This is a genomic window from Mycobacterium deserti (assembly GCF_025345615.1).
GTDB lineage: Bacteria > Actinomycetota > Actinomycetes > Mycobacteriales > Mycobacteriaceae > Mycobacterium > Mycobacterium deserti.
Genome location: NZ_JAODWD010000003.1, coordinates 121,672 through 140,586, shown reverse-complemented (window position 1 = coordinate 140,586; position 18,915 = coordinate 121,672). Strand labels below are relative to the sequence as shown.

The 18,915-nt window shown below is 65.4% G+C and carries 21 protein-coding genes; 8 read left to right on the top strand and 13 right to left on the bottom strand.

The features are described from left to right. The first annotated feature begins 93 nt into the window (after positions 1-93). Positions 94-1,278 (top strand): NAD(P)/FAD-dependent oxidoreductase, encoded by a 1,185-nt coding sequence (locus N4S67_RS11960; protein ID WP_260993207.1) that lies wholly within the window; start codon positions 94-96, stop codon positions 1,276-1,278. A 141-nt stretch (positions 1,279-1,419) separates the two neighbouring features. Continuing rightward, a complete protein-coding gene (locus tag N4S67_RS11955; protein ID WP_260993206.1) occupies positions 1,420-1,980 on the top strand; it encodes a GNAT family N-acetyltransferase in 561 nt (186 codons plus the stop codon). Here N4S67_RS11955 and N4S67_RS11950 read toward each other — a convergent pair. From N4S67_RS11950 to N4S67_RS11930, 5 genes are all read right to left on the bottom strand, one after another. Further along, the gene (locus tag N4S67_RS11950) at positions 1,958-2,545 is read right to left on the bottom strand and encodes a CGNR zinc finger domain-containing protein (RefSeq protein WP_260993205.1); all 588 of its coding nucleotides are present in this window, start codon (positions 2,543-2,545) and stop codon (positions 1,958-1,960) included. The genes N4S67_RS11955 and N4S67_RS11950 overlap by 23 nt on opposite strands. A 50-nt stretch (positions 2,546-2,595) precedes the next feature. Next, on the bottom strand, positions 2,596-4,767 hold the full coding sequence (gene nrdE / locus N4S67_RS11945) for a class 1b ribonucleoside-diphosphate reductase subunit alpha (RefSeq protein ID WP_260993204.1): 2,172 nt from the start codon (positions 4,765-4,767) through the stop codon (positions 2,596-2,598). Then, positions 4,734-5,174 (bottom strand): class Ib ribonucleoside-diphosphate reductase assembly flavoprotein NrdI, encoded by a 441-nt coding sequence (gene nrdI, locus N4S67_RS11940; protein ID WP_260993203.1) that lies wholly within the window; start codon positions 5,172-5,174, stop codon positions 4,734-4,736. Before nrdI ends, nrdE begins: the two co-directional genes overlap by 34 nt. Before the next feature lie 16 nt (positions 5,175-5,190). After that, positions 5,191-5,427, bottom strand: coding sequence for a redoxin NrdH (locus N4S67_RS11935; RefSeq protein WP_260994004.1), 237 nt, complete (start codon positions 5,425-5,427; stop codon positions 5,191-5,193). Positions 5,428-5,898: 471 nt separating this feature from the next. Continuing rightward, positions 5,899-6,441, bottom strand: a complete 543-nt coding sequence (locus N4S67_RS11930; protein ID WP_260993202.1) for an NAD(P)H-dependent oxidoreductase — start codon at positions 6,439-6,441, stop codon at positions 5,899-5,901. A gap of 91 nt (positions 6,442-6,532) precedes the next feature. On the opposite strand from N4S67_RS11930, the gene N4S67_RS11925 reads away from it, so the two are divergent. The 3 genes from N4S67_RS11925 to N4S67_RS11915 are packed head-to-tail and all read left to right on the top strand — an operon-like array spanning position 6,533 to position 9,395. Continuing rightward, positions 6,533-7,135, top strand: coding sequence for a TetR/AcrR family transcriptional regulator (locus N4S67_RS11925; RefSeq protein ID WP_260993201.1), 603 nt, complete (start codon positions 6,533-6,535; stop codon positions 7,133-7,135). Beyond that, entirely contained in the window at positions 7,132-8,208 is a 1,077-nt protein-coding gene (locus N4S67_RS11920; RefSeq protein WP_260993200.1) for a DNA polymerase IV, read from the top strand. Before N4S67_RS11925 ends, N4S67_RS11920 begins: the two co-directional genes overlap by 4 nt. 2 nt (positions 8,209-8,210) lie before the next feature. Next, positions 8,211-9,395 (top strand): AAA family ATPase, encoded by a 1,185-nt coding sequence (locus N4S67_RS11915; protein WP_260993199.1) that lies wholly within the window; start codon positions 8,211-8,213, stop codon positions 9,393-9,395. Here the strand turns inward: N4S67_RS11915 and N4S67_RS11910 are convergent. Continuing rightward, positions 9,392-10,261 (bottom strand): SDR family oxidoreductase, encoded by an 870-nt coding sequence (locus N4S67_RS11910; RefSeq protein ID WP_260993198.1) that lies wholly within the window; start codon positions 10,259-10,261, stop codon positions 9,392-9,394. The genes N4S67_RS11915 and N4S67_RS11910 overlap by 4 nt on opposite strands. Positions 10,262-10,279: 18 nt before the next feature. Next, positions 10,280-10,918: a TetR/AcrR family transcriptional regulator gene (locus tag N4S67_RS11905; protein ID WP_260993197.1), complete on the bottom strand. Its 639-nt coding sequence runs from the start codon at positions 10,916-10,918 to the stop codon at positions 10,280-10,282. 119 nt (positions 10,919-11,037) lie between these two features. Here N4S67_RS11905 and N4S67_RS11900 point away from each other — a divergent pair, with 119 nt between their 5' ends. Next, positions 11,038-12,522 (top strand): cytochrome P450, encoded by a 1,485-nt coding sequence (locus N4S67_RS11900; RefSeq protein WP_260993196.1) that lies wholly within the window; start codon positions 11,038-11,040, stop codon positions 12,520-12,522. 76 nt (positions 12,523-12,598) lie between these two features. On the opposite strand, the gene N4S67_RS11895 is transcribed toward N4S67_RS11900, so the two are convergent. Continuing rightward, a complete protein-coding gene (locus tag N4S67_RS11895) occupies positions 12,599-13,027 on the bottom strand; it encodes a homocitrate synthase (RefSeq protein ID WP_390893387.1) in 429 nt (142 codons plus the stop codon). A gap of 293 nt (positions 13,028-13,320) precedes the next feature. On the opposite strand from N4S67_RS11895, the gene N4S67_RS11890 reads away from it, so the two are divergent. Next, a complete protein-coding gene (locus N4S67_RS11890; protein WP_260993194.1) occupies positions 13,321-14,085 on the top strand; it encodes a sulfite exporter TauE/SafE family protein in 765 nt (254 codons plus the stop codon). On the opposite strand, the gene N4S67_RS11885 is transcribed toward N4S67_RS11890, so the two are convergent. The 4 genes from N4S67_RS11885 to N4S67_RS11870 all read right to left on the bottom strand — a co-directional run bounded on the left by N4S67_RS11885 (position 14,082) and on the right by N4S67_RS11870 (position 17,178). Next, complete coding sequence (locus N4S67_RS11885) at positions 14,082-15,149, bottom strand: phosphotransferase family protein (protein ID WP_260993193.1); 1,068 nt, start codon at positions 15,147-15,149, stop codon at positions 14,082-14,084. The two genes, N4S67_RS11890 and N4S67_RS11885, sit on opposite strands and share 4 nt — an antisense overlap. A gap of 12 nt (positions 15,150-15,161) precedes the next feature. Beyond that, positions 15,162-15,989: a class I SAM-dependent methyltransferase gene (locus tag N4S67_RS11880; protein WP_260993192.1), complete on the bottom strand. Its 828-nt coding sequence runs from the start codon at positions 15,987-15,989 to the stop codon at positions 15,162-15,164. 104 nt (positions 15,990-16,093) lie between these two features. Then, positions 16,094-16,495, bottom strand: a complete 402-nt coding sequence (locus N4S67_RS11875) for a hypothetical protein (RefSeq protein ID WP_260993191.1) — start codon at positions 16,493-16,495, stop codon at positions 16,094-16,096. Between the two features lie 302 nt (positions 16,496-16,797). Further along, entirely contained in the window at positions 16,798-17,178 is a 381-nt protein-coding gene (locus N4S67_RS11870) for a hypothetical protein (protein WP_260993190.1), read from the bottom strand. Positions 17,179-17,347: 169 nt separating this feature from the next. Here N4S67_RS11870 and N4S67_RS11865 point away from each other — a divergent pair, with 169 nt between their 5' ends. Further along, entirely contained in the window at positions 17,348-18,022 is a 675-nt protein-coding gene (locus N4S67_RS11865; RefSeq protein ID WP_260993189.1) for a winged helix-turn-helix transcriptional regulator, read from the top strand. 59 nt (positions 18,023-18,081) lie between these two features. Here the strand turns inward: N4S67_RS11865 and N4S67_RS11860 are convergent, their stop codons facing one another. Further along, positions 18,082-18,849 carry an SDR family NAD(P)-dependent oxidoreductase gene (locus N4S67_RS11860; protein ID WP_260993188.1) on the bottom strand — a complete coding sequence of 256 codons (768 nt, stop codon included), beginning with the start codon at positions 18,847-18,849 and terminating at the stop codon, positions 18,082-18,084. Positions 18,850-18,915 lie beyond the last annotated feature (66 nt).

Below are 18,915 nucleotides of genomic sequence, written 5' to 3'. Positions count from 1 at the left end.
ATCATGGTCACCGGTCCGTCATCTCGGCCGCCGAGAGGGGTGGTGTCAACGCGGGTACTATTTCTGCGACAGCCGATCGACGAGACGAGATTCATGACGCAGCGATACGACCTGGTCGTTGCCGGAGGCGGGCCCTCGGGCTCAGCCGCCGCGTGGCAGGCCGCGCAGACCGGCGCGAGGGTAGTGGTCCTGGACAAGGCCGAGTTCCCGCGGGCCAAGCCCTGCGGGGACGGGCTCACCGCCCGCGCCGTGAGCTATCTGCAGAAGATGGGGCTGGCCGACGAGGTCGCCACCTATCACCGGGTGAACCGGGTGACGGTATTCAGCCCGAGCGAGTGGGAGCTGTCATTCCCCAAGCGGCCCGGCATGCCCGACCACGGCCACACCGTGAGCCGTGAGCACCTCGACACCACCCTGCTCAAGCACGCCGAGTCCGCGGGCGCCGAGGTGCGCCAGGGCGCCGAGGTCACCGGACCGGAGTTCGACGCCAACGGCCGGGTGGTCGGTGTGACGCTCAAGGGTGGCGAAAAGGTCTACGGCGACGCGGTCATCGCGGCCGACGGCGCCTACTCGCCGATCAAGCGCGCGCTGAAGATCGACTCGGAATACAACGGATACTCAGCGATCGCGATCCGCTCCGAGATGCATGCCAACCGGCCCGACTCCGACAGCCTCGACATCTATTTGAAGCTGCAGTTCCAGAATGACCAGCTGCCCGGCTACGGCTGGGTGTTCCCCATGGGCGGGGGCGTCTTCAACATCGGGCTCGGATACGTCAACAGCTACAAGAACTGGCAGTCCATCAACGCGACCCAGTTCTTGGGCGAATTCCTGCGCACGTTGCCTGCGGACTGGGAGCTGCCGCCGATCGAGGAGCTCAAAAAGAACAAGAGCGTTCGGGCGTGGCGTCTGCCGATGGGCTTCACGGCGTGGCCCCCGTGGCGGCCCGGCGTGCTGTTCACCGGCGACTCACTGGGCGCGGGCAAGCCGGCGTCGGGCGCGGGCATCTCCAAAGCACTGGAGTCCGGGCTGGCCGCAGGCGAGTGTGCGATCGCGGCCCTGCAGAACGGCGGGCCCGACGACTTCACGAATTACGCGCTTCGCATGGAAGCCGCGTGGGGCCGGGAGTACAAGCGCGGCCGCTACTTCCACAAACTGCTGGGGCAGCCGAAGCTGGCCAATGCTGGCATCAAGCTGATCGACAACGCCGCCTTCCGCGATCGGATGCTCAAGGCGCTGTACAAGAAGGCGCAAGGGCCGCAGCACACGCCCAAGTAGGTGCGCGCCGAGTGGCCACTTACTCGGCGGCATCCTCATGTTCTGACGCGATAACTGGCCACTCGGCGTGCGTTGATTGCGATCGGTAGTAACCTTTGAATAAGGGTTAGACGGTTACTACCGATCGGAGGTCTAGCGATGTTGACCGTCCGCGATCTGACGCGCGACACATGGAGCGATTTCGAGCGTGTGCTCGGCACAAACGGCGGCGCCCGCGGGTGCTGGTGCATGCATTGGCGGCTGTCCATCGCCGAATGGATGGACGGCAAGGGCGAGGGAAACAAGAAGGCGATGAAGAAACTCGCCGGGAAGAAGCCGGCGCCCGGCGTCGTGATCTACCGGGACTCGACGCCGGTGGCCTGGTGCTCGCTCGGCCCGCGAGAGGCCTTCCCCAGGCTCGAACGTTCACCGCTGCTCAAAGGCATCGACAGCGAGCCTGTCTGCGCCATCGCCTGCATCTTCGTGCACCGGCAGTACCGCGGCGCCGGGCTTCTGCCATCGATTCTCGAGGCGGTCTGCGACTACGCTTCTGCGCGCCGCTACGAAGTGGCCGAAGGGTATCCGATCGAACCCCGCGCCGGCCGCCGCGCCGGGGCCGACACCGCGATGACGGGTATCGCGAGCGCGTTCGTGGAGGCCGGATTCGAAGAAGTCGCCCGCCCGCGGAAGGATCGCCCGATCATGCGTCGGGTCCTTCGCTGACGACCCGGCGGTGGCGGCTCGCCTTCTCGCGGTTGCCACACGTGCTCATGCTGCACCAGCGCCGGCGCCCGCTTCGCGACGAGTCGAGGAACAACCAGCCGCAGCGGTCGCATGACCGGATCCGCTCGGATGGCAGCGTGAAATAAGCGTGGACGGCATGCGCCGACAACACCGACGGGATTGCCTCTGCCGTATCGGGTTTGCCGTCGACACCGCGCGCGTCGAGACGCGCGAGGTGCCCCATACGCGCGCCCACCCCTGCCCGCTCGAGCAGCCAGCCGATGTTCTCGGCAGGGACCGCGTCGCCTCGCGACATCGCCTCGAACACCGCCCACGCGTGCTCGCGGACCTCTCGGACGTCGGTCACCAGTCTGCGCCCGGCAGCGTCCGTCATCCGCAGCGCCTTCTTGAGCAGCCCCGCCGACTCACACCAGGACAGCACATCTGCCGGCGCGGCAAGCAGCTCGTTGTCAGTCGCCGGATGGGCCCGATTGAAGACCGTGTTGGTCAGATCCAGAATCGGATGGCCTCCGACGAAGTGACCGTCCTGCCACGGCGTAACCATTCAACCTATCGTAAGCGGTTGTAAGTCGAATCCCCGGCAGTGTGGCGTGCCTACAGCATGCAGGAGACGCAGCCCTCGACTTCGGTTCCCTCCAAGGCCATTTGGCGCAGTCGGATGTAGTAGAGCGTCTTGATGCCCTTGCGCCACGCGTAGATCTGCGCCTTGTTGACGTCGCGCGTGGTGGCGGTGTCCTTGAAGAACAAGGTCAGGCTCAGTCCCTGGTCGACGTGCTGCGTCGCCGCGGCGTAGGTGTCGATGACCTTCTCGTAGCCGATCTCGTAGGCGTCCTGGAAGTACTCCAGGTTCTCGTTGGTCATGTACGGCGCCGGGTAGTAGACGCGGCCGATCTTGCCTTCCTTGCGGATCTCGACCTTGCTCGCGATCGGGTGGATCGAACTGGTCGAGTGGTTGATGTAGCTGATCGACCCTGTCGGCGGCACCGCCTGCAGGTTCTGGTTGTAGATGCCGTGCGTCTGCACCGACTCCTTGAGCCGCAACCAATCCTCCTGGTTCGGAATGCGAATGCCGGCATCGGCGAACAGTTCCTTGACGCGGTCGGTCTTGGGTTCCCACACCTGCTCGGTGTACTTGTCGAAGAACTCCCCCGACGCGTACTTCGACTTCTCGAAGCCCTTGAAGCGCGCGCCGCGCTCGATCGCGATGCGGTTGCTTGCGCGCAGCGCGTGATACAGCACGCAATAGAAGTAGATGTTCGTGAAGTCGATGCCCTCTTCGGAACCGTAGAAGATCCGCTCGCGAGCCAGGTATCCGTGCAGGTTCATCTGCCCCAGCCCGATCGCGTGAGAGTCGTTGTTGCCCTGCTCGATCGACGGCACCGACGTGATCGACGTCTGATCGGACACCGCCGTCAACCCTCGGATCGCCACCTCAACGGTCTGCGCGAAGTCCGGTGAATCCATCGCTTTGGCGATGTTCAGCGACCCGAGGTTGCAGGAGATGTCCTTGCCGACCTTCTTGTAGGACAGGTCGTCGTTGAACTCCGACGGCGTCGAGACCTGCAGGATCTCCGAGCACAGGTTCGAATGCGTGATCTTGCCCTCGATCGGGTTCGACCGGTTCACGGTGTCCTCGTACATGATGTACGGGTAGCCCGACTCGAACTGCAGCTCGGCCAGCGTCTGAAAGAACTCGCGCGCCTTGATCTTCGTCTTGCGGATGCGCGCATCGTCGACCATCTCGTAGTACTTCTCGGTGATCGAGATGTCGGCGAACGGCACCCCGTAGACCCGCTCTACGTCGTACGGCGAGAACAGGTACATGTCCTCGTTCTTCTTGGCCAGTTCGAAGGTGATATCCGGAATCACCACTCCGAGGCTCAACGTCTTGATGCGGATCTTCTCGTCGGCGTTCTCGCGCTTGGTGTCGAGGAACCGGTAGATGTCCGGATGGTGCGCCTGTAGATATACCGCACCTGCGCCCTGACGGGCCCCCAGCTGGTTGGCGTAGGAGAACGAATCCTCCAGCAGCTTCATGATCGGGATGACGCCCGAGCTCTGGTTCTCGATGTTCTTGATCGGGGCGCCGTGCTCGCGAATGTTGCTCAGCAGCAGCGCAACTCCGCCGCCGCGCTTGGACAGCTGCAGCGCCGAGTTGATCGACCGCCCGATGGACTCCATGTTGTCCTCGATGCGCAGCAGGAAGCAGCTCACCGGCTCACCGCGCTGCTTCTTGCCCGAGTTGAGGAACGTCGGGGTGGCCGGCTGGAATCGGCCGTCGATGATCTCGTCGACGAGCTTCTCGGCCAGCGTGGTGTCACCCGCGGCCAGGGTCAGCGCCACCATCACGACGCGGTCCTCGAACCGCTCCAGATAGCGCTTCCCGTCGAAGGTCTTCAGCGTGTAGGAGGTGTAGTACTTGAACGCCCCCAAGAATGTCGGGAACCGGAACTTCTTGGCGTATGCGCGATCGATCAACGTCTTGACGAAGTTGCGCGAGTACTGGTCGAGAACCTCACGCTCGTAGTAGTTCTCTTTGATCAGATAGTCGAGCTTCTCGTCATAGTTGTGGAAGAAGACCGTGTTCTGATTGACGTGCTCGCGGAAGTACTGGTGCGCCGCCTCGCGGTCCTTCTCGAACTGAATCTTGCCGTCGGCGTCGTACAGATTCAGCATCGCGTTGAGCGCGTGGTAGTCCGTCTCCCCGGGGAGCGCGCCTGGCGAAGTGACGGTTACAGGCTCTGTAGCTGTGACGGTTGGTGACACGTCTGGTCCTTCCAAAAGTCTTTCAGTCCCGCACGGACGGCTTCCACGTCGTCGGGCGTTCCCATGAGTTCGAAGCGATACAGGTACGGCACGCCGCACTTGCCGGCCACCACATTGCCCGCGTAGGCGAATTCAGCGCCGAAGTTGTTATTGCCTGCCGCGATGACGCCGCGGATCAGCGACCGGTTGTGTTCGTTGTTCAGAAATGCAATGACCTGTTTGGGGACATAACCACCGTCGTTGATGTCCGGAGTGGCGCGCCCACCGCCATAGGTGGGCAACACCAACACGTACGGCTCCTCGACCTCGATGCGGCCGTGCAGCGGAATCCGGACGGCAGGCAGGCTCAGCTTCTCGACGAACCGATGGGTGTTCTCCGACACGCTGGAGAAGTAGACGATGCTCATGCCTGCCGAATACCCGTCAGGCCGTCGCTGCGACCGCTCCCAGCGCCTTGATGCGGTCGGGACGGAAGCCGGACCAGTGATCGTTGCCGGCCACCACCACGGGGGCCTGCAGGTAACCCAGCGCCATGACGTAATCACGGGCCTCACTGTCCAGGCTGATGTCGACCGTCTCATAGGCGACGCCCTGCTTGTCCAGCGCCTTATACGTGGCGTTGCACTGGACGCACGCGGGCTTGGTGTACACGGTGATCATCGGCTGGGTCATCTGGTACGGCTCCTGTCGCGAACTGGGACTGGCAACTGCTCGGGTACTGCACGCCGCTGTAATTCAGCGACCCGCAGGCCCACAAAATTCCTGTCGTCCGGAGGTCCGTTCGGCGGGTCGGAAGTACCGACCACGCCGGGATTTGGAACTCCGGCCGACCCTTCGAGGTGTTCAGAACCATGGGGGTCTGTCGGTGTTCGAAACACTACACCTAGTGTCCGACAACACGAAGAGATACAAGATGTTCTGAATAACATTTTTGGAATTCCCAGGTCGTAAGCCCATCGCGCCCCCCAACCTCGGCGTGTCGCACGTCACAGCGCGGCCGTGTCGCGCGTCGCGTCCCATATCTACCAGCGGGCACCGACAGGCGAGCATCGCTCAGCTGTCACAGTGACGGAACAGCAAAGCCGCCGGCGAGCCTTATCGACTCGGCCGGCGGCTTCGCAGGATGACGTGTCAGCCGACCTCGGCGGCCAGCTTGCCGACGATGTCCTGCAGGTTCGCGGCCACCTCGGCATTCTCCCGCGGGTGCTTGCCGTCGAAGGCCGTGGTCTGCACCGACAACTTGAGGTCCTCGACCACACGCGGCCCGGCGATGCCGAACGACTTGCGCGTCTCGTCGTGCGCCCACACGCCGCCGTACTGGCCCAGCGCCGCGCCGATCACTGCCGTCGGCTTGCCCTGCAGGGCGCTGTTCCCGTACGGCCGCGACAGCCAATCTATTGCGTTCTTCAGCACCCCCGGAATGCTGCCGTTGTACTCGGGGGTGACCACGAGCGCCGCGTCTGCAGCAGCGGCCGCCTCACGCAACGCCACCACGGGTTCGACGACCTGGTCGTTGTCGATGTCCTCGTTGTAGAAGGGCAGCTCGCCCAGCCGGTCGAACAGCTCCAGCGTGACGCCCTCTGGAGCCGACTCGACGGCGAGCTCGGCCAGCTGGCGGTTGATTGACCCCGCGCGCAGGCTGCCTACCAGCACCAGCACCTTGATGTCGGACATGTCAGGTTCCCTTTCGATCGATCGGTGGTGATCTTCACCTGGTTTAACCGGACTACGGTCCGATTTCATCCCGCTGAACTAAAGTGGTGATATGCCAGCCTCTCCGCCCCTGCTTCCCGTGACGGGACAGCCGGCTGCCGAACGAGGCGACGCCGCGCGCAATCGCACGCTCCTGCTCGACGCTGCACGCCAGCTGATCGCGGAGCGCGGCGCAGACTCCGTCACCACCGACGACATCGCCGCGGCCGCCGGCGTCGGCAAGGGCACCCTGTTCCGCAGGTTCGGCAGCCGGGCGGGCTTGATGGTGGTCCTGCTCGACGAGGACGAAAAGGCCCAGCAGGCGGCCTTCCTGTTCGGCCCGCCCCCGCTGGGACCGGGCGCGCCTGCACTCGATCGCCTGGTGGCTTACGGCCGGAACCGGCTGAGGTTCGTCCACCTTCACCACGAACTGTTGTCACACGCCAACCGCGACCCGCGTGTTCGGTTCAACGCCCCGGCCAGGGTCCACCACCGCCACGTCTACGTATTGCTGCGGGACGCGGACACGACGGGTGACCTCGATGCACAGGCCACCGCGCTGCTCGCACTCCTGGACGCCGACTACATCCACCACCAACTGACCGACGCCGGCCGCACGCTCGACGATCTCGGCGACGCCTGGGAAAGCGTCGCGCGCAAACTCTGCGGGCAATGACGCGGTGGGTCCTGCACGTCGACCTCGACCAGTTTCAGGCTGCGGTCGAAGTGCGTCGGCGTCCCGAATTGGCCGGGCTACCGATCATCGTCGGCGGCAACGGTGAGCCCAACGAGCCTCGCAAGGTCGTCACGTGCGCGTCGTACCCGGCGCGCGAGTTCGGCGTACGCGCGGGAATGCCGCTGCGCACCGCGGCGCGCAAGTGCCCGGATGCGACGTTTCTGCCACTGGACACCGCCGCGTATGACGAAGCATCCGCGCAGGTGATGGGCCTGCTGCGCGACCTCGGACATCCTGTCGAAGTGTGGGGATGGGACGAGGCCTATGTCGGCGCCGACCTTGACGACACCGACGATCCGATCACACTGGCCCAGCAGATCCGAGAGGTCATCGCCGGCGAAACTCAACTGTCGTGTTCGGTCGGCATCAGCGACAACAAGCAGCGGGCCAAGGTGGCCACCGGGTTCGGCAAGCCCACCCGCACGCGAGGAGCTGAAGAGGCGCCCGGCGTCTTTGTGCTCACCGACGCGAACTGGATGGCGGTGATGGGCGACAGGGAGGTCGATGCGCTCTGGGGCGTTGGCCCCAAGACCGCGAAAAAGCTTGCGACGATGGGCATCACCACCGTGGCCGATCTCGCCGCGACCGATGCCACACGGCTGACGTCGACGTTCGGCCCCACCACCGGTCTCTGGATCCTGCTACTGGCCAAGGGCGGCGGCGATACCAACGTCAGTGCGGAGCCGTGGGTGCCGCGTTCCCGAAGCCACGTCGTCACGTTCGCCGAGGACCTCACCGACCGGGCCGAAATCGATACAGCCGTCGTCGATTTGGCCCGCCAGACGTTGACTGAGATCGTGCAGCAAGGCCGCGTCGCGACCCGGGTGGCGGTCACAGTGCGCACCAAGACGTTCTACACCCGCACCAAAATCCGCAAGCTCCCGGCGGCATGCACCGACGCGGACACCATCACGGCAACCGCACTGGACCTGCTGCACCTCTTCGAACTCGACCGCCCGATCCGGTTGCTCGGTGTGCGACTGGAACTCGCGCCACCGGCGGACGGGTACTGAGAATGCTGCAGACCATCGCCATCCGCGGCTACCGCTCGCTGCGCGACGTCGTACTGCCGCTACGCCGGCTCACCGTCGTCACCGGCGCCAACGGCACCGGGAAGTCCTCGCTGTACCGGGCATTGCGGCTGCTCGCCGACTGCGGGCGCGGGGAGGTGATTGGCTCGCTGGCACGCGAGGGCGGACTGGAGTCGGTCCTATGGGCCGGGCCGGAACGGCTCGAGGGAGCCCGGCGCACCGGACGCGTCGAGGGCACCACGCGCACGGGGCCGGTGTCACTCGAAATGGGCTTCGCCTCCGACGATTTCGGCTATCTCGTCGACCTCGGACTTCCTCAGATGGCAGGTATTCAATCGCTGTTCGGTCGGGATCCCGAGATCAAGCGCGAGGCGGTCTTCGTCGGCCCGGTGATGCGGACCGCCACGACGCTGGTGCGGCGCACCCGCGACTACGCCGAGGCGAGTTCGGAGTCGGGGCGTGGCTTCGACAAACTGTCGCAGGCGCTGCCGCCCTACCGCAGCGTCCTCGCCGAGTTTGCCCACCCGGGGGCGCACCCCGAACTGGCAGCGGTCCGGGATCGGTTGCGTGACTGGCGGTTCTACGACGGGTTCCGGGTCGACGCCGGTGCGCCGTCGCGACAGCGCAAAGTGGGCACCCGAACCCGTGTGCTCGCCGACGACGGCAGCGACCTGGCGGCCGCGATCCAGACCATCATCGAGGCGGGCTTCGACGACCTCCAGCGCGCGGTGGGCGATGCCTTCGACGGGGCCGAAGTCTCCGTCGCGGTCCACGACGGGCTGTTCGATCTCGAACTGAGCCAGCCCGGCATGCTGCGGCCGCTGCGGGCAGCCGAATTATCGGACGGCACACTGCGATTCCTGCTGTGGGCCGCCGCGCTGCTGAGTCCGCAACCACCGTCGCTAATGGTGCTCAACGAACCCGAGACGTCCCTGCACCCGGACCTCCTGCGCCCACTCGCGTCGCTGATCCGAGCCGCCGCCGACACGACGCAGGTCGTGGTCGTTACCCATTCGAAGGCGATGCTCGAATACCTCGATGCCACGCTCCTCGATGACGACGGCGACGGCGATGCGGTGCAGATCGCGCTGTACAAGGATCTCGGTGAGACCCGAGTCGAGGGCCTCGGCATGCTCACCACGCCCCCGTGGGACTGGGGCAAGCGCTAATTCGACTTGGCCGGCCGCAGCGCGCGCGTGAAGAGGACGTTCACCTGACGCATCGCGACGCTGTACGGCCACCACATGGTGCGCTTGAACAGATACAGCGCCCTGATGTCGGGCGAGGTGTAGATCAGGTAGCGGTTGCGCCGCACGCCCCGCAGGATCCGGTCCGCGACGTGCTCCGGTGACACCGCGTGACCGCTGAACCGGTTCGTCCACCGCTGAACCTGCGGGTCCTCGCGGTCCACGCCGGCGATCTGAACCGACTGCACCAGAGGGGTTTTCACAGCACCCGGCACCACCACCGACACCCCGATGCGGTGCCGTGCCAGATCGAATCGCAGAACTTCGGACAGCCCGCGCAGCCCGTACTTGCTCGCGCTGTATGCCGCGTGCCACGGCAACGCCACCAGGCCGGCCGCCGACGACACATTGACCAGGTGACCACCGTTGCGCGCGGCGACCATGGGCGGGACGAACGACTCGATGACGTGGATCGGCCCCATCAGGTTGATGTCCACCATCGACTTCCAGTGCTGGTGGGTCAGCGTGGAGACGGTTCCCCATGCCGACACACCCGCGATGTTCATCACGATGTCCATCGCGGGATGGCGGTCGTGAATGTCGGCCGCAAAGGCGGCCACGGCGTCGTAGTCGGTGATATCAAAAGCCCGATGCTCGGGCACCTTGGCGCCCAGCGCCAACGCGTCGGCCACAGTCGTCTCGAGACCTTCGGCGTCGCGATCGGTCAGATACAGTTCGGCGCCCTCGGCGGCCAGTTTCAGCGCGGTCGCGCGGCCTATGCCGCTGGCGGCTCCGGTGAGAAGACAACGCTTACCAGCGAAACCGCTGCCCCCGGACACGCCAGCCATGCCGGTGACCTTACTGCCCTAGCCGCTGCGCCGGTCGGCGCGACCCCATATCGCCGAGACCCACAACCGCTCGAGCGCGTCGACGGCACGACCCGGATCGATTCCTCGGCCGACGAAAGCGCTGTCGTGCGTCAGGGTCATGGTTGTGGTCGCCGCCAACGTGCGCACCAACGCGGGTAAGTCGTCGGAGATCGGGCGCGCGTCGGCATCCTGCTCGAGCAGCGCGACCAGCTTGTCGATGATGCCGTCGTAGAAGTCGTCCATCATCTCGCGGATCTGCGCGTCGGTGTTTCGCGCTACGGCGCACGCCGACAACACCGGATCGTCGTTGGCGTAGACCGTCGCGGCGCTGCCCACCATGCGCTTGGCGAAAGCCTCCGGGGTCTCACCGGGTTCACGCGGCGCGAAGTGGTGGGTGAGGTCGTCGAGCAGGTGGCTGGCATCGGCGAGGATGACGGCCAGCACGGCGTACTTCGAATCGAAGTAGAAGTAGAAGCCTGACCGGGCAACGCCGGCACGCTCACTGATGGTGCTCACCGACAGGTCGGCGAAGGACCTCTCCTGAAGAAGATCGCGAACCGCGGCGACGATCGCGTCGCGTTGGCGGTCGCCCCGCGTACGGCGAATGCCCTCCGAAGGCGCAGATTCGGCACTCATGGCTTTAGACCTTCGCACCACGACTCGTCACGTCAAAACTTGACATGCGTCAAGTCTGCCATTCAGGATGGGGATAGGAGTGACAACGGCCACAGTCTTTCTGCTTCAGGAGTGCGTCTATGACCGCGACGATCAGCACCACCGACTACCTGCTCGACCGGGCGAAACGACGGTTCACGCCGTCGCTGAACAACTTCCCTGGTGTGAGCATTGTCGAGCGCAAACTGCTGAACACCGAATTCCCGCAGCGGCCGATGGCGACGCCGCCCGCGGGTAGCGACCTCAAGCCGGTCGTCGGCGACGCCGGCCTGCCGGTGCTGGGCCACATGATCGAGATGTTCCGGGGCGGGCCCGATTACCTGCTGCACGTCTATCGCAAGTTCGGTCCGCTGTACTACGCGGACTCCCCCGCCCTGCCCGCCGTCGCCGCGCTCGGCCCCGACGCCGCGCAGGCGGTGTACTCGAACCGCAACAAGGACTTCTCACAGCAGGGTTGGGTGCCGGTGATCGGACCGTTCTTCCACCGCGGGCTGATGCTTCTCGACTTCGAGGAGCACATGTTCCACCGACGGATCATGCAGGAGGCGTTCGTCCGGACCCGCCTCGTCGGCTATACCGAGCAGGTCGACAAGGTCGTGTCGAAGGTCATCGCCGAGGACTGGGTGCCCAACGACTCGCGCTTTCTGATGTATCCGGCGATGAAAGAGCTCACGCTCGACATCGCCTCGATGGTGTTCATGGGTCACGAGCCGGGCTCGGACAAGGAGCTCGTCACCAAGGTCAACAAGGCGTTCACCACCACCACGCGGGCTGGAAACGCGATCATCCGCACGCCCGTTCCACCCTTCACCTGGTGGCGCGGAATGCAGGCCCGCAAGCTGTTGGAGAACTACTTCGAGGAACGCGTGAGGGAGCGTCGCGGCAAAGACGGCTCCGATCTGCTCACCGTGCTGTGCCAGACCGAGGACGAGGACGGCAACAAGTTCTCCGACGAAGACATCGTCAACCACATGATCTTCCTGATGATGGCGGCGCACGACACCTCGACGTCGACCGCGACCACGATGATCTACAACCTGGCCAAACACCCCGAGTGGCAGGAGCGGTGCCGCGACGAGTCCGACCGCCTCGGTGACGGTCCCGTCGACATCGAGTCGCTAGAGAAGTTGGAGTCGCTCGACCTGGTGATGAACGAGTCGATCCGCCTCGTGACGCCGGTGCAGTGGGCCATGCGCCAGACGGTGCGCGATACCGAACTGCTCGGTTACTACCTGCCGAAGGGCACCAACGTCATCGCCTATCCGGGCATGAACCACCGGCTCGAGGAGTTCTACCCCGAACCGATGAAGTTCGATCCGCTTCGGTTCACCGAGCCGCGCAACGAACACAAGAAGCACCGCTATGCGTTCAGCCCGTTCGGCGGCGGCGCGCACAAGTGCATCGGCATGACATTCGGCCAGCTCGAGGTCAAGACGATCCTGCATCGGTTGCTGCGCAAGTACCGGCTCGAACTCCCCCACGCCGGCTACACGACCGAGTGGGACTACGGCGGCATGCCGGTGCCCAAGGACGGCATGCGCATCGTGCTGCGACCGCTGCACTGAGCTTTGTCGCCGCCGAAACGGAATTCCCTGCTATCAAGCGGCGGCTTTGGCCGCCCGGAATCCATTTCGGCGAATGTCAGGCGGCGGCGAGTAGACGATTCGCGCAGGCGATCACGGCGCGCAGCGCCGACTGCGTCGGGTCGCTGGAAAGACCCACCGCCCACTCCGACCGCAGACCATCCGAGCCGCGGACGAAGGTCGCCGTCTCCTCGCCCGCAGGAAGTTGATGGAAGGCGGTTGTCTCGACGGCGATCCCGCGCTCGTGGAGCATGGCCGTCAACGCCGCGATCGGTCCCGCCGCCGCGGCATTCGACGTGCTGATGCGGTCGCCAACGGCGATCGTGGCCTGGTAGTTGCGGGCCTGCGGCCCCAACCGACTCGCGGGGCGGTCGCCGTCGGTGCAGGTCCAGTTACCGAGCCGCAGCGGACCCGAACTGGGGGCGTACTCGGCAAGAAACGTTTCGAAAGACATCGCGTCGGCCTCCTTGCGCAGACCGCGAGGCATCGCTGCGTCGATGTGAGCCGCGAACGACAGCGGAGCTGCGCTGGTAGCGGATTCTGGTGCGAACGAGATGGTCATGTGCCGGTCTTCTGACGTCTTGGAGAATCGACCGACGAGATAGCACGACCCACAGCGAGGGGTCGGTCAGGATCAGACCCCGCTGCGGGTTGCTACTACGAGTCGTCTCGGCACGGGGTCGATGCTAATCGTGCGACGGCGGGACGCGCAAAGGGTTTACCCTTCCGGGCGACGCCTGCCGAGGCGCCGCGACCCTTCACGCAGTAACGTGCCCGTCGATGACGTGGTGGGACGCGGCCTTTCTCGCCGTTGCGGGGGTGGCGGGCGGACTCGCGGGCAGCATCGCCGGGCTCGCGTCGGTCGCCACGTATCCCGCCCTGTTGATGGTCGGCCTTCCGCCTGTGACAGCCAACGTGACCAACACCGTCGCCGTGGTGTTCAACGGAATCGGGTCAGTATGGGGGTCGCGCCCCGAACTAAAGGGCCAGGGCCGCTGGCTCAAACGCATCGTGCCGGTCGCGGCGCTTGGCGGTGCGGCGGGCGCCCTGTTGCTGTTGTCCACGCCCGCCGAGGGTTTCGAGAAGCTCGTGCCGATGTTGATCGGGTTCGCCTCGATCGCGATCCTGCTGCCGAGACGGCCCAACCGCGACGCGCGAGTCGCCAGCCACCGACGGCACACCGCCACCGTGCTGCTGGAGTCGGCGGCGATCTTCACGATCTCCATCTACGGCGGCTATTTCGGCGCGGCGGCGGGCGTCCTGCTGATCGCGCTGCTTCTGCGCGCGGGTGGCGCCACCCTGCCGCGGGCCAACGCCGGCAAGAACGTCCTGCTCGGCGTCTCGAACAGTGTTGCCGCCTTGATCTTCGTGTTCGTTGCCCCGGTGCAGTGGCTGGCCGTGATTCCGCTGGGCCTCGGATGCCTGATCGGGTCGCGACTGGGGCCCGTCGTCGTGCGGCACGCGCCCGCAGGCCCGCTGAAAGTCCTGATCGGCGCAGGCGGCTTGCTGCTGGCCATCAAGCTCGCACTCGACGCCTACGGTTAACCGAGAGCGAAAGGACTGTCGCCCTTGGCAACCCGCCTACCGAGGTCGATCAGGTTCTGCGCGTTGGCATGTAGGCGTTCGCCGGCGTCTCGACTGGCCTGACCGATCAGGAACCGCGACCAGGTGCCCTCGATGACGATACCCAACTTGAAGCACGCCATCGCGACGTACCAGTCGAGGCTCGACGTATTCCGGCCGCCGGCCGCGAGGTAAGCGTCGAGCAATTCACGGCGGGTTGCCAGCCCACCTAGCGCGGCCAGTTCCGCACCCGCGGTGATCGTGTTGGTCTCCAGCGGCCAGCAGATCAGCATCCAACCGAGGTCCAGCAGCGGGTCGCCGATGGTGCACATCTCCCAGTCGACGAACGCCGCAAGTTCGGGCTTATCCCGGCGAAGCAGAACATTGCTCAAATGCGGGTCGCCGTGCAGGATTCCGGGTTCGCTGTCCGGGGGCCTATTGGTCTGCAGCCACTCGGCGAGTTCGGTGACGGCGAGCGACTCCGGGTCGTATCTGTCGTGCCGGTAGCTCTCGAGCAGCCGCAGGAACTGCGGCACCTGGCGTTCGAGAAAGGAACCCGGCCGTTTGAGTTCGGCGAGCGGACTGCCCTCCCACGCGGCGTTGCCCAACTGCGCCAGGCTCGCCGCGTACGACAGGCCGACCTGGTGGCGCATGTTCGGATCGCGCACGTAGGCCTGCGACATCGAGTCACCGGGGTTGAAGCCGTCGACCTCCTCCATCAGGTAGAACACCACGCCCAGCACGCTGAGGTCGTCGCAGCCGGCGATGAACCCGGGGTGCGGCACCGAAGAGCCCGCGAGGGTGCGCAGGGCCGCGATCTCGCGCAGCATCGTCTTGTCGCTCGTCGCCCGCGGGTGAACGGGCGGCCGCCGCAACACCATCGGGCGTCCGTCGACCCGCAGCCGCACCACGATGTTCTGAGTGCCCCCGGTCAGCGGCTCGACGTCGGTGACGGTCGATCCCAGGCCCTCTCGCTGCAGCCAGCGCTGCACCGCGGCCTGATCGTCTGGGGACAGGGTCGGGAGCTGATGCACGGCGTCGGGCATGCAGCCATCGTGTCAGGCCTTGACTGCGGTCAGCAGCAGGTACTCCCAATCCATGCTCGACGACGCGCTCAGCACGCTGTCGCCCACTCGGGCGATCTCCGCGTCGAGCGCTGCTACGCGGTCCGGATCGCCCTCGATGTTGCGGTACACGGCGATCGTCGGCCCGTAGGTGGCCTTGAAGTAGTCCCGGAACTCTGCGCCGTCGGCGAAATGGTCAACCGTCAGCATCCTTCGCTCGGTGACGACGTCGGTGACGCGGTCGCCCAGCAGTGAGCGGACGTGATCCTCTTGACCCCACAGCGGCGGGGGCTGCGCGCCGGCAGGAGGTGGCGGAGCGTACGGCTTCATCGCCGCCCACAGCTTCCCGATGTGACCCTCCGGTGTCCAGCTGATCAGCCCGATCCTGCCGCCCGCCTTACAGACTCGCACCAGCTCGTCGGCAGCGAGCTGGTGAAAAGGCGCGAACATCACGCCGATAGACGACATCACCACATCGAATTCATTGTCCCCGAAGGGCAATTCATGGGCGTTGGCCTCGCGCCATTCGAGATCGACGCCGCGATCGGCGGCCAATCGAGCGCCGGCCGCCAACAGATCCGGGCACAGGTCGCTGGCGACGACGCTGGCTCCGGTCTCCGCGGCGGGGATCGCCGCGTTGCCGGTGCCGGCCGCCACGTCCAGCACTCGATCGCCCTTTGCGATGCCGGTGGCGTTTACCAGCACGGGGCCCAGCGGAGAAACCAGTTCCGCCGCAAGTCTCGGATAGTCACCCGTGGCCCACATGGCGCGGTGCTTGGTCGCCACCGCCTGGACGTCGACGGTTGGTGATGGGTTTGTCATTGTCGTCTCCTCGGTGAGCGTGATACCTGACATCGTGCGCTTGCTGGTGGCGGTTATCTAGTAGCGGAATTTTCACTGTCGTCAGTCGGAAGGGCCGCCGCCACTCAGGAAGCGAGGGCGAGGCGGCAGGTTTCGACGTGATGCGTCGATCCGTTGCGGAAGTCGGGCAGGCGGATTGTCGCGTAGAACTCGTCGGCTTGCGGCGTGATGCTGGTGCTACCGCGACCTTCGGTGGAGAATCCGGGGTCCTCGTCCAGCGCGGAATTTTCGCGCTGCACTGAACCACGCATTCCTAGGCCGGACGGCGAGGCCCAGTACCGCTCCGGATTGAAATTCGCCAGAAGCTGGTCGGATTCGGCGTCGTCGCCCCACAGGCGCAAAGATGCCTCCTCCTTGCCGGGACGGTCGATGTAGGACCTCGCGTCACTTTCTGACATGGCCGCATAAGCCTCGACGATGGCCAGCGAACTGCCGTTGCCGACGTCCTGCAGCGAGAATTCGCGCACCTGCAAAATGTTGCCGGCCCCGGCCGGCCCCGACCGGGCCCGCGCAGGATCCCGTGTAGGCGTTCGCGATTCCGGCTGGGGTCAGGGCTCCCGCGCCGAGTCCGATGGCGCCGGCTAAGACTGCCCCGGCCGCTAGCCGCGCGAGCCTCCGAGGCTTAGCGCCGTCGGGCGCTGGGTGGCGAGTCTGCCCCGCCGAGAGAGCGTCGATGTTGTTGTTGGTCATGATGTTTGGCTCCTTCGTGATCGTTTAGTGGTCGTGAGGTGCTGGGGGCAGGTTCTTCAGTCGTGGCCGTGCTGCTCCGTTACGGCGACGAGGTCACGACCCCTCCCGGTGCCTGCCCGATGTCTCCGGGCGGGCCCGGTAGCGGCGACGGTTGCATGACGTGAGTCGGCGCCCCAGTCAGCGGGTTGCGGCCCTGCGAATCGACTCCCGGCGCGTAACACCCGGCGCTTCCTGGCCCGGGCTTCCAGACACCACCGGAGTTGACGCAGCACAGCCGCCACCACTCCAATGTCTCCTCACTGGTTCCATTACGGGGCTCCTGGGACATGCAACGGTCGTAACCGCCGATGTCCCATACGGCGTCGGCGGCGGCGGCTGATCCGATCGCCAGGCCCAGTGCAAGCGCGGGGCCTGCGAGGTAGCGGGCCAAGCGGATGACCGTCGGTGTTCTGGTGGTCATGTCCATCTCCTTCGTGAGCTTTTGCTTGAGGGCAATGCTCGGCTGAGTGGACATCGGCGCTCTAGTCACGGATCTGTAGCGATACCGATCCTGAATCTGTACTAGTCAGCTTCATGATCATGGGGTGTACTGGCCATACTGTTTGCTGGCCTTGGGGAGGCGGGTGCAGATGTCTGGATACGGTCAGTTTTGTCCAGTGGCCAAGGCCATGGAATTGCTTGATGAGCGGTGGACCGTGCTGGTGGTCCGCGAGTTGCTGGCGGGAAGCACGCACTTCAACGACCTACGCCGCGGCGTCCCGAAGATGTCGCCGACGCTGCTGTCCAAACGGCTGCAAACCTTGACCCGCGCCGGGGTGGTCGAGCGATCCAAAGTCGACGGCCGCACCATCTACACGTTGACCGACTGCGGGCGGGAACTTGTCAGCGTGGTCGAAGCGCTCGGAACGTGGAGTGTTCGCTGGATGAGCGATCTCGTCGAGAAAGATCTCGACCCCAGCGTGTTGATGTGGGATATCCGCCGCACGATTCCGCTCGAGCAGTGGCCACGGGCGCGCACCGTCGTGGCGTTCCGGTTGTCGGGTGCGCCGCCGAAGGCGTCGTCGTGGTGGCTGATGGTCGCCGACGGTGACGCACAGGTTTGCGACTTCGATCCCGGATACGAAGTGGCTGCGACGGTTTCGACCAGCTTGCGAACGCTGAGCCAAATCTGGCGAGGAGACCAGTCCTGGCAGCGGGCAGTGTTGGACGGGTCGGTCGCCATCGACGCCTCTCGCGACGTACGTCACGCATTGCCCACCTGGATCGGTCAATCAAGCCTCGCGGCGGTGCCGCGGCCGGCGTGAACTTGCGACCTCGGCGCGCCAACGGTCGCTTGGCGATCGTTGGCGCGCCTGAATCGCGACTACTTGGGGGCGAAGCGCTGGCCGGCGTCTAGCCGCAGGCACTGACCGTTGAGCATCGGGTTCTCGACGATCGCAGCGACCAGCTTGGCGTACTCCTCCGGCTTGCCCAGCCGCTTCGGGAACGCCGCATCCTTGGTCAGCGCCGCAGCGAATTCGTCAGGAATACCTTCGGTCAGGCCGGTGGCGAACAGGCTCGGCGCGATCGCCAGCGCGCGGATGCCGAGGCTGCCCATATCGCGTGCCATCGTCAGGCACATTCCTGCGATCGCGGCCTTGGACGCGGTGTAGGCGACCTGCCCGATTTGGCCCTCGAACGCGGCGATGGACGCCGTGTTGATGATGACGCCACGCTCTTCCTGCTCGTCATCGACGAGGTCCTGCTTGCTCATCTGCCAACCGGCCAGCCTGCTGATGTTGAAGGTGGCAATGAGATTGAGATCGATGCACTTGCGGAACGACTCCAGGCTGTGTGGGCCGTCCTTCTTGACTGTGCGCTCGGCGACGCCGCCGCCCGCGGTCGTCACGATGATGTGCAGTCCGCCCAGGCCGTCGATCGCCTGCTGCAGCACCTTCTCGGTGCCGTCGAAGTCGGTGACGTCCACCTCGAGGAAGGAACCGCCGACCGCGTCGGCCACATCCTTGCCCTTCGACTGCGGGCGGTCCAGGATCGTCACGCTCGCGCCGCGCGTGGCCAACAGTTCGGCCGTCGCCTTCCCGAAGCCCGATGCGCCGCCGACGATGATGGCCTTCTTGCCGTCGATCTCCATTCAGCTGCCTTTCCAAAAAGTGGTCGAATCGTAAAGCAACTTAGCTGACGTCATCGTTCGGTAAGG